The 13,617-nt window shown below is 67.3% G+C and carries 15 protein-coding genes; 3 read left to right on the top strand and 12 right to left on the bottom strand.

Features of this window, described 5'->3' with window-relative positions:
- Nucleotides 1–70 precede the first annotated feature (70 nt).
- Nucleotides 71–1,801: a cytochrome c biogenesis protein DipZ gene (locus AC1RKE_RS08750; protein ID WP_395942271.1), complete on the top strand. Its 1,731-nt coding sequence runs from the start codon at nucleotides 71–73 to the stop codon at nucleotides 1,799–1,801.
- A gap of 6 nt (nucleotides 1,802–1,807) precedes the next feature.
- On the opposite strand, the gene AC1RKE_RS08745 is transcribed toward AC1RKE_RS08750, so the two are convergent.
- The 10 genes from AC1RKE_RS08745 to AC1RKE_RS08700 are packed head-to-tail and all read right to left on the bottom strand — an operon-like array spanning nucleotide 1,808 to nucleotide 9,301.
- On the bottom strand, nucleotides 1,808–2,194 hold the full coding sequence (locus AC1RKE_RS08745; protein ID WP_054765631.1) for a HesB/IscA family protein: 387 nt from the start codon (nucleotides 2,192–2,194) through the stop codon (nucleotides 1,808–1,810).
- Nucleotides 2,194–2,583 carry an SUF system Fe-S cluster assembly protein gene (locus tag AC1RKE_RS08740; protein ID WP_054765630.1) on the bottom strand — a complete coding sequence of 130 codons (390 nt, stop codon included), beginning with the start codon at nucleotides 2,581–2,583 and terminating at the stop codon, nucleotides 2,194–2,196. Before AC1RKE_RS08740 ends, AC1RKE_RS08745 begins: the two co-directional genes overlap by 1 nt.
- A gap of 4 nt (nucleotides 2,584–2,587) precedes the next feature.
- Nucleotides 2,588–3,841 carry an aminotransferase class V-fold PLP-dependent enzyme gene (locus tag AC1RKE_RS08735; protein ID WP_395942270.1) on the bottom strand — a complete coding sequence of 418 codons (1,254 nt, stop codon included), beginning with the start codon at nucleotides 3,839–3,841 and terminating at the stop codon, nucleotides 2,588–2,590.
- Nucleotides 3,820–4,842, bottom strand: a complete 1,023-nt coding sequence (gene sufD, locus AC1RKE_RS08730) for a Fe-S cluster assembly protein SufD (protein ID WP_395942269.1) — start codon at nucleotides 4,840–4,842, stop codon at nucleotides 3,820–3,822. Before sufD ends, AC1RKE_RS08735 begins: the two co-directional genes overlap by 22 nt.
- A complete protein-coding gene (gene sufC, locus AC1RKE_RS08725) occupies nucleotides 4,839–5,600 on the bottom strand; it encodes a Fe-S cluster assembly ATPase SufC (RefSeq protein ID WP_492896848.1) in 762 nt (253 codons plus the stop codon). Before sufC ends, sufD begins: the two co-directional genes overlap by 4 nt.
- 1 nt (nucleotide 5,601) lies before the next feature.
- Complete coding sequence (locus AC1RKE_RS08720) at nucleotides 5,602–5,907, bottom strand: type II toxin-antitoxin system RelE/ParE family toxin (RefSeq protein ID WP_152950192.1); 306 nt, start codon at nucleotides 5,905–5,907, stop codon at nucleotides 5,602–5,604.
- Nucleotides 5,904–6,164 carry a hypothetical protein gene (locus AC1RKE_RS08715; RefSeq protein WP_054765625.1) on the bottom strand — a complete coding sequence of 87 codons (261 nt, stop codon included), beginning with the start codon at nucleotides 6,162–6,164 and terminating at the stop codon, nucleotides 5,904–5,906. Before AC1RKE_RS08715 ends, AC1RKE_RS08720 begins: the two co-directional genes overlap by 4 nt.
- A gap of 52 nt (nucleotides 6,165–6,216) precedes the next feature.
- On the bottom strand, nucleotides 6,217–7,683 hold the full coding sequence (gene sufB / locus AC1RKE_RS08710; protein WP_348684022.1) for a Fe-S cluster assembly protein SufB: 1,467 nt from the start codon (nucleotides 7,681–7,683) through the stop codon (nucleotides 6,217–6,219).
- A complete protein-coding gene (locus AC1RKE_RS08705) occupies nucleotides 7,683–8,822 on the bottom strand; it encodes a cysteine desulfurase family protein (protein ID WP_348684023.1) in 1,140 nt (379 codons plus the stop codon). The genes sufB and AC1RKE_RS08705 overlap by 1 nt, the downstream gene beginning before the upstream one ends.
- Complete coding sequence (locus AC1RKE_RS08700) at nucleotides 8,819–9,301, bottom strand: Rrf2 family transcriptional regulator (RefSeq protein ID WP_054765622.1); 483 nt, start codon at nucleotides 9,299–9,301, stop codon at nucleotides 8,819–8,821. Before AC1RKE_RS08700 ends, AC1RKE_RS08705 begins: the two co-directional genes overlap by 4 nt.
- Nucleotides 9,302–9,459: 158 nt before the next feature.
- Between AC1RKE_RS08700 and AC1RKE_RS08695 the strand changes: the two genes are divergently transcribed.
- The gene (locus AC1RKE_RS08695) at nucleotides 9,460–10,110 is read left to right on the top strand and encodes an alpha/beta hydrolase (RefSeq protein ID WP_054765621.1); all 651 of its coding nucleotides are present in this window, start codon (nucleotides 9,460–9,462) and stop codon (nucleotides 10,108–10,110) included.
- 21 nt (nucleotides 10,111–10,131) lie between these two features.
- Here AC1RKE_RS08695 and AC1RKE_RS08690 read toward each other — a convergent pair whose 3' ends face one another.
- Nucleotides 10,132–11,124: a TerC family protein gene (locus AC1RKE_RS08690; protein WP_483458124.1), complete on the bottom strand. Its 993-nt coding sequence runs from the start codon at nucleotides 11,122–11,124 to the stop codon at nucleotides 10,132–10,134.
- Nucleotides 11,125–11,297: 173 nt separating this feature from the next.
- Between AC1RKE_RS08690 and AC1RKE_RS08685 the strand changes: the two genes are divergently transcribed.
- Complete coding sequence (locus AC1RKE_RS08685; protein WP_348684025.1) at nucleotides 11,298–12,614, top strand: NAD(P)/FAD-dependent oxidoreductase; 1,317 nt, start codon at nucleotides 11,298–11,300, stop codon at nucleotides 12,612–12,614.
- Nucleotides 12,615–12,624: 10 nt separating this feature from the next.
- Here the strand turns inward: AC1RKE_RS08685 and AC1RKE_RS08680 are convergent, their stop codons facing one another.
- The gene (locus AC1RKE_RS08680) at nucleotides 12,625–13,587 is read right to left on the bottom strand and encodes a DMT family transporter (protein ID WP_348684027.1); all 963 of its coding nucleotides are present in this window, start codon (nucleotides 13,585–13,587) and stop codon (nucleotides 12,625–12,627) included.
- Between the last annotated feature and the right edge of the window lie 30 nt (nucleotides 13,588–13,617).

Here is a 13,617-nt window from a genome sequence, read left to right as displayed (position 1 = left end):
GTCATCGGCGGGGTAACCGAAGGCCGCCCGGCTTCGTATGTGGAGAACTCCACCCGCATCGGGCGCCCGCATGATCCTGTTTCTCTTGTCCTATCTCGCCGGCGTCCTGACGATCGTCAGCCCCTGCATCCTGCCCGTCCTGCCGTTCGTCTTCGCTCGGGCGGATCGACCGTTCGTCCGCAACGGCCTGCCTCTCCTGGTCGGCATGGCCGTCACCTTCGCCGGGGTGGCCAGTCTGGCGGCGCTCGGCGGCGGCTGGGCGGTGCGGGCCAATGAGGTCGGGCGATGGATCGCTCTGGCGGTCATGGCGGCGCTGGGCCTCAGCCTGCTGATCCCTGCCGTAGGGGACCGGTTGATGCGGCCCTTCGTGGCGGCCGGGTCCTGGCTGACCGATCGCGTCCAGCGCGGCTCGGACGACCGGGGCGAGGTGCGATCCTCCCTGTTGCTGGGCGTGGCGACCGGCCTGCTGTGGGCGCCCTGCGCAGGCCCGATCCTGGGGCTGATCCTGACCGGCGCGGCCTTGCAGGGCGCCGGCGTCGGCTCGACCGTCCTGTTGCTGGCCTATGCGGCCGGCGCCGCCACCTCCCTGGCCCTGGCCCTGCTGGTCGGCGGGCGGGTGTTCAAGGCGATGAAGGGCGCCCTGGGCGTCGGCGAATGGGTGCGGCGCGGCCTGGGGGTTCTGGTTCTGGTCGGGGTCGCCGCCATCGCTCTGGGCCTGGACACCGGCCTGCTGACCCGGATTTCGGCCGCCGGCACGGGACGGCTCGAACAGGCCCTGCTGACGACGGTCGGCCGCGGCGTCCCGACCAACACCGCCCCCGCCGACCTGAACAACCTGCCGGTCGAGGGCGTCATGCCGCCCCTGTCCGGCGCCACGACCTGGATCAACTCGCCGCCCCTGACCCGCGAGCAACTGCGCGGCAAGGTGGTGGTGGTCGACTTCTGGACCTATTCCTGCATCAACTGCCTGCGCGCCCTGCCCTATGTCCGCGCCTGGGCCGAAAAATATAAGGATCAGGGACTGGTTGTGATCGGCGTCCACACGCCCGAGTTCGCCTTCGAAAAGTCCGAGGCCAATGTGCGCGAGGCCGTCGCCCGTCTCGGGGTCGCCTATCCGGTAGCCATGGACAACGACTTCGCCGTCTGGCGCGCCTTCAAGAACCAGTACTGGCCCGCCCACTATTTCATCGACGGCCAGGGCCGGATCCGCCACCACCATTTCGGCGAGGGCGACTATGACGGGTCCGAACGGGTCATTCAGCAACTGCTGAAAGAGGCGGGCGCCGCCGACGTCGCCTCTGACCTGGTTCAGGTCCAGGCCCAGGGCGCCGAGGCCGCCGCCGACATGGCCCAGCTCGCCTCGCCCGAGACCTATATCGGCTACGCCAGGGCCGAGAATTTCCGCTCGCCCGGTGGTTTCGCGCGCGACGCCGTCAAGACCTATGGGCCGGCGGCCTTACAGCTGAACGACTGGAGCCTGGCGGGCTCCTGGCGGGTGACGCGGGAACACGCCGCCCTGACGGCGCCGGGCGGACGCCTGGCTTTCCGGTTCAAGGCGCGGGATCTGCATCTGGTCATGGGGCCGGGGCAAGGCGACGCCGGGGTGCGCTTCCGGGTCCGGATCGACGGGGCCGCGCCGGGATCGGACGCGGGATCAGACATCGACGCCCAGGGCCTGGGCCGCATCGACCGCCAGCGTCTGTATCAGCTGATCCGCCAAGCCGGCCCGGTGGGCGAACGCACCTTCGAAATCGAATTTCTGGATCCCGGCGTCCAGGTCTTCGCCTTCACCTTCGGCTAGTTCGGCTCAGCCCGCCGCCGGCACGATGGTGACGCTCTCGCCGCAGCCGCAGGCGTCGGTCTGGTTGGGATTGTTGAACACGAATTTCGAGGCCAGCCGGGTCGTCTCATAGTCGATCTCGGTGCCGATCAGGAACAGGACGGCCTTGGGCTCGATCAATATGGTGACCCCCTTGTCCTCGACCACCTCGTCCAGGGGACCGATCTCATCGGCATAGGCGAAGGTGTATTCCTGGCCTGCGCAGCCGCCGTTCTTGACCCCGATCCGCAGACCGATGTGGCTGTTGTCGGCCTTGTCCAGGATCTCACGCACCCGCTCGGCGGCCCGGTCAGTCAGGGTCACGACCTTGGGGCGCGGGCGGCGCGGACGGGATGTGGTTTGAAGTTCGCTCATCAGAACATGTTCAGGGCCAGCTTGGCCTCATCGCTCATCTTGGAGGCGTCCCACGGCGGGTCGAACACCAGATTGGCCTTGGCGCTGCGGACGCCCTCCACCTTCTCCACCGCCGTCTCCACCCAGCCCGGCATTTCGCCGGCGACGGGACAGCCGGGCGCCGTCAGGGTCATGTCCACCACCACGTCGCGGTCGTCATTGACGTCCACCCGGTAGATCAGCCCCAGCTCGTAGATATCGACCGGGATTTCCGGATCATAGACGGTTTTCAGCGCCTGAATCAGATCGTCGGTCAGCTGATCCAGCTCGGCCTGAGACAGGGCGCTCTTCTGCGGCTCGGCCCAGGCTTCCTTGAAGGCGTCGCTGTCTTGAATAGGGTCGTCTGTCATGGCGTTATACGAAGAAGTTCCGCGCCTTGATCAGCGCATCCACGAAGGCGTCGGCATCCTCCACGGTGTTATATAGGGCGAAGGAGGCGCGGGTGCTCGACGTCACCCCCATTCTTTTCGCCAGCGGCTCGGCGCAGTGCAGTCCGGCCCGCACCGCCACCCCGTAACGGTCCATGATCTGGGCCACGTCGTGGGCGTGGGCGCCCTCGACGGCGAAGGTCAGGATCGCGCCCTTGCCTTCCGCCTGACCCAGGATCCTCAGCCAGTTCTGCCCCTGCAGGCGATCAACCGCATGCTGGTACAGCGCATGCTCATGCGCCTGAACCGCTGCCCGATCATATTGGGTCAGCCATTTCAGCGCCACGCCCAGGCCGATGGCCTCCAGGATGGGCGGCGTCCCCGCCTCGAACCGATGAGGCGGCTTGGCGTAGGTTACGCGGTCCTGCTCGACCGTCTCGATCATCTCGCCCCCGCCCTGATAGGGCGGCAGGGCCTCCAGCGCCTCGGCCTTGCCGTACAGGGCGCCGATTCCGGTCGGAGCGAACAGCTTATGCCCCGTCAGCACATAGAAGTCGCAGCCGATGGCCTGAACGTCCGGCGTCGCATGGACCGCCCCCTGGCAGCCGTCGATCAGCACCTTGATCTGGGAGTGGGGGGCGCCGGCCGCGTGCGCCAGTCGCGTGATCTCGGCCACCGGATTGATGGTGCCCAGCACGTTCGACATATGGGTGACCGCGACCATCCGCGTCCTCGGCCCCAGCAGATCGGCATAGGCCGCCATGTCCAATGACCCGTCGTCCAGAACCGGAATCCATTTGATCACCGCCCCGCGCCGTTCGCGCAGCAGATGCCAGGGCACGATGTTGGAGTGATGCTCCATCTCCGAGACGATGATCTCGTCACCCGGCTGGATTTGAAGCCCCAGCCCATTGGCCACCAGATTGATCGCCTCGGTGCCGCCCTTGGTCCAGACGACCTGTTCGGGGCTCTCGGCGTTCAGGAAGCGGGCCACGATCTCGCGCGCCTTCTCGAAGGCCTCGGTCGCCTCGTTCGACAGGGTGTGCAGACCGCGGTGGACGTTGGCGTATCCGCCCTCCATCGTCGCCACCAGGGCGTCGATCACCGCGCGCGGCTTCTGGGCCGAGGCGGCGTTGTCCAGATAGACCAGCGGTCTCCCGTTCACCTGCCGCGACAGGATCGGAAACTGCGCCCGGACGGCGTAGGGATCAAACAGGGTCACGACCGAGCCGTCAGCCATTCCCGCGCCACCTCTCTTGCGCCCTCGTGCTCGATCCGGTCGATGACCTCGATCAGGAAGGCCTGGGTCAGCAGGGCGCGCGCTTCCTCGGCCGGAACCCCGCGCTGCTGCATGTAGAACAGGGCGCTCTCGTCCAGCGCCCCGACCGTATTGCCGTGGGCGCACTGCACGTCGTCGGCGTAGATGATCAGTTCCGGCTTGGCGTCGATCTCGGCCCGTTCGGAGGCGATCAGGGCGTGGTGCCCCATCCGCGCATCCGTGCCGTCGGCCCCGCGCTCGACCACGATCTTGCCCTGGAAGACGCCCCGCGCCGTGTCGCGCGCCACGCCCTTGATCAGCTGGCTGGTCGCGCCGTCATGCTCCAAGTGCCGCACCACGCTGGTCAGGTCGGCGTGGCGCGATCCGTTCAGCAGATAAAGACCGTCGGCCTGGACCTGTGCGCCCTGGGCGAAGTGGGAAATCCGGGTCTCGATCCGTTGCAGCCTGGCTCCGGTGGCGATGACGGTCTGGCGATAGACGCCGCCCGCCTCGACCTTCACATGGGCCTCGGACACGGAAATGGCGTCCTCCGGCTCCTCGACCAGGACGACGCGCGTCACCTCGGCCCCGGCCGCCACATCCAGCTCCAGCGTATTGTGGGCGACATAGGCCGAGCCCGCCCCCTCATGCGTCTCCAGCAGCAGCAGTTTGGCGCCCGCCCGCGCCGCCACCCGCGCGCTCGCCGTATGGCCCGTGCCCACGGCGTCGGAGATGTAGCGCAGCCGCAGCGTCTGCTCGCCCGAGGCGATGAAGTCGGTCACGCCCACGGCCCGCCCGTTGGCGAAGACGACAGCCTCGCCGCCCAGGTCATAGAAGGGCCCCGGCGCGCCCACCGTCGCCGTGCCGGACAGCTCAGGCGCCTCGCGAAGATACCGCTTCAGATCGCTGTATTTCCACGCCTCATCTCGCCGCGACGGAAAGGTCGAGGCGTCGGTCAGGTCGATGGCGAAGGTCGCGCTCACGCCGCCCCCTCGAGCACCGGCGGCAGGTATTTGTCATACCCCTCCGCCTCCAGCTGCAAGGCCAGTTCCGGCCCGCCCGAGGCCACGATCCGTCCCCCCGCCAGCACATGGACCCGGTCCGGTTTGATATAGTCCAGCAGGCGCTGATAGTGGGTAATGACCAGCATGGCCCGATCGGGCGAACGCAGGGCGTTGACCCCTTCGGACACGATCCGCAGGGCGTCGATGTCCAGCCCCGAATCCGTCTCGTCGAGGATCAGCAGCGACGGCTCCAGCAGGGCCATCTGCAGGATCTCCATCCGCTTCTTCTCTCCGCCGGAGAAGCCGACGTTCAAAGGACGTTTCAGCATGTCGAAGTCCATCTTCAGGCTTCGGGACGCCTCGCGGACCAGCTTCAGGAAGGCCGGCGCCGCCACCTCCTCCTCGCCCCGCGCGCGCTTCTGCGCATTCAGCGCCGTCCGCACGAAGGTCAGGGCCGGGACGCCGGGAATCTCGATCGGATACTGGAACGACAGGAAGACGCCCTTGGCCGCCCGCTCGGCCGGCTCCAGCGCCAGCAGGTCCTCGCCCGCCCATTCGACCGATCCTTCCGTCGCCTCATAGCCCGGCCGGCCCGACAGGGCGTAACCCAGGGTCGACTTTCCGGCCCCGTTCGGCCCCATGATGGCGTGCACTTCCCCCGCTGGCACTTCGAGCGTCAGCCCCTTGAGGATCGGCTTGTCGCCGACGGAGACGTGGAGGTTAGAGATGGAAAGCATCTTAGTTCGAATCTGACTTGGGCTGGACGGCGGCAAGGTCTTGCCGGGCGTCATAAAATGAAACGATCACCACCTCGTCAGGCAGAACCTGAAAGACGACGACCTTGCGCCAGCGTAGAAGGCTGGCTTCGCGAAATCCTCTCCATCGCGACGGCCGATAGCGAAAGGGATGATCGCCAAGCTTCAGCGACAAGGCTTCGCTTTCAGCCAGGGCTCGATCCGTCAGGCGCGGGTCCTGCTGCTCCAGCAGATCCAACCACTCCCTCTGCCCATCCCTGGCCTCCTTCGACCATCGGACGGTCCTCATCGCTTGAAGCGCGCCTTCAGTTCATCGAAGACCTCTTCATGGCTATAGACCCGTCCGGCCGCGACATCTTCGACGCCGCGACGGATCGAGGCGAGCTGCGCCTCCGAAAGCGGCGCTCCCAGTTGCGCTTCGCCGTCGGTGACAACCTGCTCGGCGGCCGAGGCGATGAATTCTTCCAATGGCATGCCGATCTCTGCAGCAGCGCGCTTCAGCCGATCGGCGGCGTCGGTATCGAACGGAACGGCGATGGTTTCCATTATGATTTCCCGCGCATAGGACTGATGCGCGGATCATACCACAGCGTCGCCATCACCCCACGCTCCCTTCCAGACTGATCGCCACCAGCTTCTGCGCCTCGACGGCGAACTCCATCGGCAGCTCCTGCAGCACGTCGCGGACGAAGCCGTTGACCAGCAGGGCCACCGCCTCCTCCTGCGACAGCCCGCGCTGCTGGGCGTAGAACAGCTGATCGTCCGACAGGCGCGTCGTCGTCGCCTCGTGCTCCAGCTGGGCCGAGCCGTTGCGGGCCTCGATATAGGGGATGGTGTGCGAGCCGCACTCCTTGCCGATCAGCAGACTGTCGCACTGGGTGAAGTTTCTCACCCCCGTCGCCTTCGGATGCACCGAGACCAGGCCGCGATAGGTCGAGTCTGATTTCCCCGCCGACACCGCCTTGGCGATGATCCGCGACTTCGAATTCTTGCCCAGATGGATCATCTTGGTGCCGGTGTCGGCCTGCTGACGCCCGTTGGTGATGGCGATGGAGTAGAATTCGCCCGAGCTTTCCTCGCCCTTCAGGATGCAGGACGGATATTTCCACGTCACCGCAGAACCGGTCTCGACCTGGGTCCACGACACCTTCGACCGGTCGCCGCGGCAATCGGCCCGCTTGGTGACGAAGTTATAGATGCCGCCCCGCCCTTCCGCGTCGCCGGGGTACCAGTTCTGGACCGTCGAATATTTCACCTCGGCGTCGTCCAGCGCCACGATCTCGACCACGGCCGCATGGAGCTGGTTCTCGTCGCGCATCGGCGCCGTGCAGCCTTCCAGATAGGAGACGTAAGCGCCCTTGTCGGCGATGATCAGGGTGCGCTCGAACTGGCCCGTCTGGCTCGCATTGATGCGGAAATAGGTCGACAGCTCCATCGGGCAGCGCACGCCCGGCGGGATGTAGACGAACGACCCGTCCGAAAAGACCGCGCTGTTCAGGGCCGCGAAATAGTTGTCCGAGACCGGCACCACCGACCCCAGATATTTCCGCACCAGCTCAGGATATTCGCGCAAGGCCTCGGAAATCGGCATGAAGATCACGCCCGCCTTGGCCAGCTCCTCCTTGAAGGTGGTGACCACGGACACGCTGTCGAACACGGCGTCCACGGCCACGCGCGGGGCGCCCTGCACCCCCGCCAGAACCTCCTGCTCCTTCAGCGGAATGCCCAGCTTCTTGTAGACGTCCAGGATCTCGGGATCGACCTCGTCCAGCGACTTCGGCCCTTCCTTCTTCTTCGGCGCGGCGTAGTAGAACAGGTCCTGATAATCGACGGGCTCGTAACGAACCGCCGCCCAGGTCGGCTCCTCCATCGCCAGCCAGCGTTCATAGGCGGCTAAGCGCCATTCCAGCATCCATTCCGGCTCGCCCTTCTTTTCGGAGATGAAGCGCACGATGTCGGCGTTCAGCCCCCTGGGGGCGAACTCCTGCTCCACATCCGAGGTGAAGCCGTACTTGTACCGTTCCAGTTCGGCGACGGTGTCGATGGTTTCCTTGACGGCGGCCATCAGGCGACCTCTCTCACGCGCGCGGCGGCGCGTGCCTTGTGTTTGGTCCAGGCGTCCACCCAGGCGTCGGCGAACCGCGCCCAGTCGCCCTCGGTCGTGCCCCAGCCGCCGGAGACGCGCACGCCCCCCGTGGCCAGCCTATTCAGTCCCATCGCGCTGATCGTCTTGGACGGCTTGACCTTGCCCGAGGAACAGGCCGAACCGGCGGACACCATGATCCCGGCCAGATCCAGGGTGATCAACTGTTGCGGGCTGTCCCAGCCCTCGACGGCCAAAAACAGGGTGTTGGGCAGGCGATCGGCGCCCTCGCCGATGATGGTCGCCCCGGCCGCCTTGACGCGCGCCTGGGCGGCGTCACGCCAGGCCGCATGCGACGCGACAGTCTCCAGATCGCGCGCGGCGCAAACGGCGGCGACGCCGAACCCGGCGATCCCGGGCCCGTTCTCGGTCCCGGCGCGCAGGCCCCGTTCCTGCCCCGCCCCGTGCAGGATGCGCACGCCCGACACGCCTTCCTTGAAGACCAGGGCGCCGACGCCCTGGGGACCGCCCAGCTTGTGCGCCGACAGGGTCAGGCTGTCCGCATCCAGAGCCCGTATATCGACGGCGATCTTGCCCGCCGACTGGATGGCGTCGACGTGCAGCCAGCCGCCGGCGGCCCGCACCAGGGCCGCCGCCTGCGCGATCGGCTGGATCACGCCGCTTTCATTGTTCGCATGATGGATGGCGACCACCGCCCGACCGGGCCGCGCCAAGGCCTCGGCCAGCCAGTCCAGATCGACCACCCCGTTCGCATCGACCGGCAGAATCTCGACCGGCGCGCCTGCCGCCGCCGCCGCCTCGGCCACGCACGGGTGTTCGCTCGCCGACACGATCAGCCGTTCGCACCCGGCCGCCAGGGCGCTGGCGATCGCTTGCGCATTGGCCTCGGTGCCGCCCGAGTTGAACACCACCGCCGTCGGATCGGCGCCGACCAGTTCGGCGACCTGGGCGCGCGCCGTCTCGATCCGCGCCCGCGCCCGACGGCCGGCGGCGTGGACCGCCGACGGATTGCCGTTGTCGGCCAGGGCCTTGGTCATGATCTCCAGAACCTCGGGCCGCACCAGCCCTGAGGCGTTGTAATCCAGATAGACCGCGCTCATGCCGCCGCCTCCACCGCCACGGGCGGATCGACATGCTGGCGTCGCCGGCCGGTGCGGTTCATCACCACATCCTCCAGCGAAACCCCGGCCAGATAGCGATGGATCTCGTCGCCCAGATCTTCCCAAAGGTTGTGGGTGATGCAGCGCTCGCCGGCCAGCATGCAACCCTTGGGTGTTCCGTGCGCCACGCACCGGGTCGCGCGGATCGGCTCGTCCACGGCCAGCACGATTTCCGCCACCACCGTCTCATCCGCGCCCTTGGCCAGGCGATAGCCGCCGCCGGGCCCGCGCACGCTCTTGACCAGGCCGCTCTTGCGCAGCCGGGCGAACAGCTGCTCCAGGTAACTCAGCGAAATCTCCTGCCGCGCGGCGATCTCGGCTAAGGAAACCGCCCGGATTTCCCCGCCCGCGCCGCGTCCATTCTTCGCCAGATCGGCCATCGCCATGACGGCGTATCGTCCCTTGGTCGACAGACGCATATCGCACCTTCAAAAATTGCGCGCTTTCCGGGGCTCTTGTGTTAGAACCCGCGCCTTCGCAAAGGCGGCGCGCTTGCGGAGGGACTTAGAAAGTCCCACCTCGGCGGTCAAGTATTACGCTCGCGCGAAATGACAGTTGAACGGATTCCAGAGCCCCTATGCCTGAAGTCATCCTGCCCGGCGCCTCCGGCCGCATCGAAGGCCGCTATTCTCCGGGCAAGCGCCCGAACGCCCCGATCGCCCTGATCCTGCACCCGCATCCCAAGGCGGGCGGTCATATGAACAATCCGGTCGCCGTCACCCTGCACCAGTTGTTCCAGCAGCGCGGCTTCGCCACCCTGCGCTATAATTCGCGCGGCGTCGGCAAGTCGCAGGGCGAATTCGATTCCGGCATCGGCGAGCTGGCGGACGCGGCCACGGCGCTGGACTGGCTTCAGGCCAACAATCCCGGCGCCAGCCAGACCTGGGTCGCGGGCTATCAGTTCGGCGCCTATATCGGCATGCAACTTCTGATGCGCCGACCCGAGACCGACGGCTTCATCTCGGTTTCGCCCCCGTCCAACATGTACGACTTCAGCTTCCTGGCGCCCTGCCCCGCCTCGGGTCTGTTCCTGCACGGCACGGCCGACACCATCGTCCCGCCCGTCGAGGTCGAGCGGGTGGTCAACAAGCTGCGCACCCAGAAGGGCATCGTCATCGACTATGAGCTGGAAGAGGGCGCCAGCCACTTCTGGCAGGACCATATGGCCGCCGTCGATCGCCGCGTCGGCGCCTATCTGGACAAGCGGCTGGAAGAAAAGCCGGCCTGATCGTCAGGCCGGCCTCTCGGTTCACACGGGCTTGGCGTCCTCCGATCGGGTCCGCCACAGCGAATAGCCGACGCCTGCGGCCAATATGGCCGCCGTCACGCTCAGCGAGACGGCGGGCGGGATCTTGTCCAGTCCCATCAGGGGCGCGGCGATCACCTTGCCGCCGATGAAGATCAGCAGCACGGCCAGGGCCTGTTTCAGATAGGCGAAGCGGTGGATGACCGCCGCCAGGGCGAAATACAGCGCCCGCAGGCCCAGAATGGCGAAGATGTTCGAGGTGTAGACGATATAGGGGTCGGTGGTGATGGCGAAGATGGCCGGCACCGAATCCACCGCGAACACCACATCCGCCAGTTCGATCATCAGCAGGGCGAGAAACAGCGGCGTGACGTGCAGCGCCGTCCGGCCCGCCTTGTTCGGCTGGCGGACGAAGAAGGCGTGTCCGTGCAGGGTCTCCGTCACCGGCAGGCGGCGACGCAGCCAGGCCAGCAGCCGATTGTCGGCGATGTCCTGCTCGGTCTCGTGGCGAGCGGCGAACATCTTGATCCCGGTAAAGACCAGGAAGGCCGCGAAAAGATACAGCACCCACTCATAGCGGCTGACCAGGGCCGCCCCGCCCGCGATCATCAGGGCCCGCAGGACGATCACCCCGACGATGCCCCAGAACAGCACCCGGTGCTGGTAGATGCGCGGTATGGAAAAGGCCCCGAAGATCATGGCGATGACGAAGACATTGTCCATCGCCAGGCTCTTTTCGATCGCAAAGCCGGTCAGATATTCCAGCCCCTTTTCCGACCCCAGCTCCCACCAGACGAAGCCGCCGAACGCCAGGGCGATCGCAATGTACATCGAAGACAGCAGCAGGCTCTCGCGAACCCCGATTTCATGATCCTTGCGGTTCAGAACGCCCAGGTCGAGCGCCAGCAGCAGGGCTACGATTCCGATAAAGCCGACCCACATCCATGCGGGCTTGCCCAGCCATTCGGCCAGCAGAAAATCCACGTCTACCTCCATCAATGTCGAGAGGCGGCCGACATCGCGATCGGAAGGATCGCCAGAGGAGCCCGGATCGCCGCCTCTTATGGCTAAGATAGAGCCGAATGCGCGTCAACGGGCGCGACAAACGGTCTCGCCGGGTCCACATAGGGGCCAGTGGAACCCTGCCGAGAAGGCCTCGCTAGATCCCCATGACGCAAACCGCTTCCTCCTCCCCTGCCGCCGCGCCGCGGCCCGTTCATGACATCGTCATCATCGGCGGCGGCGCAGGCGGGCTTGAGCTGGCCGCCCGCCTCGGTCGTCGGTTCGGTCCGCGCCAGGGACGCCGGCGCGTCCTGCTGATCGACCGCTCCATCTTCCACCTGTGGAAGCCCAGCCTGCACGAGGTGGCGGCGGGGTCGCTGGACAGCCATCAGGAGGGCCTGTCCTATCCGGTCTTGGCGCGCCGCAACCATTTCAGCTTCGCCTTCGGCGACCTGACCGGCCTCGATCCGGCGAACAAGACCCTGACCCTGGGCGAAATCCGCGATCAGGACGGCGCCGTGCTGGTCGCCCCGCGCACCCTGGCCTTCAACACCCTGGTCCTGGCGATCGGCAGCGGCTCGAACCTGTTCAACACGCCCGGCGCCGCCGAACACGCCCATCTTCTGGAAGACGTCGCCGACGCCGAGGCTTTCAACAAACGCTTGACCAGCGCCTTCCTGGCTGCGGCCTATTCGGATGATCGCAGGCTGAGCATCGCCATCGTCGGGGCCGGCGCGACGGGGGTGGAGCTCTCCACCGAACTGATCGAAGGCCATGACGAACTGTCTGCGGGCCTGACGCCGGACCAGAGGTTCGACATCGACGTCACCATTGTGGAGGCCGCGCCCCGTATCCTGGGCGGTCTTCCGGAACGGGTTTCGACCAAGGCGGCCCAGGCCCTGGAGGCCAAGGGGGTGAGGCTGCTGACCGACGCCAAGGTCCAGGCCGTCCATGCCGACCGGCTGGAGACGTCCAGAGGCGCAGTCCCCGCCGACCTGATCGTCTGGGCCGCCGGGGTCAAGGCCGCCGAGACCAACCGCGACCTCGGCCTGACGACGGGACGTCTCAACCAGTTCGTCGTAGACGACCGGCTGCGGACCTCCGCGCCCGACATCTACGCCCTGGGCGACTGCGCCGAAGCGCCAGGCCCCGAGGGGCGCCCGGTCCCCGCTCGCGCCCAGGCGGCCGCCCAGCAGGCCGCCTATCTGGCCCAGGCCCTGGCGGACCCTGCCCGCGATCCCGGCCCCTATGTCTATCGCGACCGGGGCTCGCTGGTGTCGCTGGGCGGGGACCGGGGCGTGGGATCGCTGATGGGCAATCTGAGCGGACCGAACTTCCTGATCGAGGGGCTGATCGCCAAATGGGCCTATATGGCCCTGCACCTGGACCACCACCGGGCCATTCTGGGCGTCCGTCGCACCGTCATCCTGGCCTTGTCGCGGCTACTGCACCGCCGCGTCTCGGGTCGGCTCAAGCTGCACTGAGCCGCCGTGATCAGTGCGGCGGCTCCTCCGCGCCGCGTGGCGGGGCGTGGGCGCGCACGCACCAGATGACGCTGACGATCATCATCAGTATGGCCAGTATCTCCACCAGGGCCGGCCCCCGCCCCTCCCAGACATAGCCGTAGACGAAGGCGAACACCGTCTCGAACACGATCATCTGGCCAAGCATGGACAGGGGCAGGCGGCGGCTGGCCTGGTTCCACAGGGCGTTGCCGATGATGGAGGCCAACAGGGCCACGCCCAGGCAGACCCCCGCCAGATGCAGCCACTGCCCCCCGCTCCAGTCCTGGGCGGTCCAAACCGCCGGGACCGCCAGGATCAATGCCAGGCCGCCGGTCACGACGCCGGTCAGCAGGGACCAGTCATGGGGCGAGACCTCGGGCAGCCGCGCCATCCAGCGGCTATTGCCCACCGCATAGGCCGACCAGGACGCCAGGGCGCCCAGGGCGCAGACCAGGCCGATCAGGGCCTGAGCCCCCGTCGGTCCCTCCGCCCCCGCCTCCCCCTGAGCCAGGGCCCGCCAGCCGATCAGGGCCACCGCCAGGGCGGCCAGGACGATGGGGGGCGCCGCGCGCGACAGGGACGGTCCGCTGCGGTCCCTCAGCCCCCACAGGGCCACCACCACCGGCACCATGCCGACGATCAGTGCCGAGGCCGCCACCCCGGCCAGATGCACCGCGACCACGACAAAGGCGAAATAGACCAGATTGCCCGCCAGGCTCAGCCAGACCAGGGCGCGCCATGTCCGCGCCTCGATCAAGGGCGCCAGCCGCCGCCAGCGCGGGGCGATCAGGACGGCGGCGATCAGCCCATAGGCCAGATACCGCCCGGCGGTCAGCAACAGGGGCGAGGCCTCGGGCGCAAACTTGGGCGCCAGGAAGACCAGCCCCCACATTGCGCCTGCGCCCAGGCCGGAGGCGACGCCCCACAGCCGGCCCGAGGATGCCGCCGTCATATCGCGCTCCGCCTTAAACCTGGCCTGCGC

It is taken from the genome of Brevundimonas sp. GW822-FHT03E11 (assembly GCF_058801445.1).
The sequence above is the reverse complement of the archived record's forward strand: the minus strand, read 5'-3'. Positions and strand labels throughout refer to the sequence as shown.

What these genes read in the sequence shown, in the direction of transcription:
- sufC (WP_492896848.1), bottom strand. Translation starts at nt 5,600, where the DNA reads ATGCTTTCCATCTCTAACCTCCACGTCTCCGTCGGCGACAAGCCGATC.
- AC1RKE_RS08690 (WP_483458124.1), bottom strand. Translation starts at nt 11,124, where the DNA reads ATGGAGGTAGACGTGGATTTTCTGCTGGCCGAATGGCTGGGCAAGCCC.
- AC1RKE_RS08715 (WP_054765625.1), bottom strand. Translation starts at nt 6,164, where the DNA reads ATGGAAACCATCGCCGTTCCGTTCGATACCGACGCCGCCGATCGGCTG.
- AC1RKE_RS08735 (WP_395942270.1), bottom strand. Translation starts at nt 3,841, where the DNA reads ATGGCTGACGGCTCGGTCGTGACCCTGTTTGATCCCTACGCCGTCCGG.
- sufB (WP_348684022.1), bottom strand. Translation starts at nt 7,683, where the DNA reads ATGGCCGCCGTCAAGGAAACCATCGACACCGTCGCCGAACTGGAACGG.
- AC1RKE_RS08685 (WP_348684025.1), top strand. Translation starts at nt 11,298, where the DNA reads ATGACGCAAACCGCTTCCTCCTCCCCTGCCGCCGCGCCGCGGCCCGTT.
- AC1RKE_RS08750 (WP_395942271.1), top strand. Translation starts at nt 71, where the DNA reads ATGATCCTGTTTCTCTTGTCCTATCTCGCCGGCGTCCTGACGATCGTC.
- AC1RKE_RS08740 (WP_054765630.1), bottom strand. Translation starts at nt 2,583, where the DNA reads ATGACAGACGACCCTATTCAAGACAGCGACGCCTTCAAGGAAGCCTGG.
- AC1RKE_RS08695 (WP_054765621.1), top strand. Translation starts at nt 9,460, where the DNA reads ATGCCTGAAGTCATCCTGCCCGGCGCCTCCGGCCGCATCGAAGGCCGC.
- AC1RKE_RS08700 (WP_054765622.1), bottom strand. Translation starts at nt 9,301, where the DNA reads ATGCGTCTGTCGACCAAGGGACGATACGCCGTCATGGCGATGGCCGAT.
- AC1RKE_RS08720 (WP_152950192.1), bottom strand. Translation starts at nt 5,907, where the DNA reads ATGAGGACCGTCCGATGGTCGAAGGAGGCCAGGGATGGGCAGAGGGAG.
- AC1RKE_RS08705 (WP_348684023.1), bottom strand. Translation starts at nt 8,822, where the DNA reads ATGAGCGCGGTCTATCTGGATTACAACGCCTCAGGGCTGGTGCGGCCC.
- AC1RKE_RS08680 (WP_348684027.1), bottom strand. Translation starts at nt 13,587, where the DNA reads ATGACGGCGGCATCCTCGGGCCGGCTGTGGGGCGTCGCCTCCGGCCTG.
- AC1RKE_RS08745 (WP_054765631.1), bottom strand. Translation starts at nt 2,194, where the DNA reads ATGAGCGAACTTCAAACCACATCCCGTCCGCGCCGCCCGCGCCCCAAG.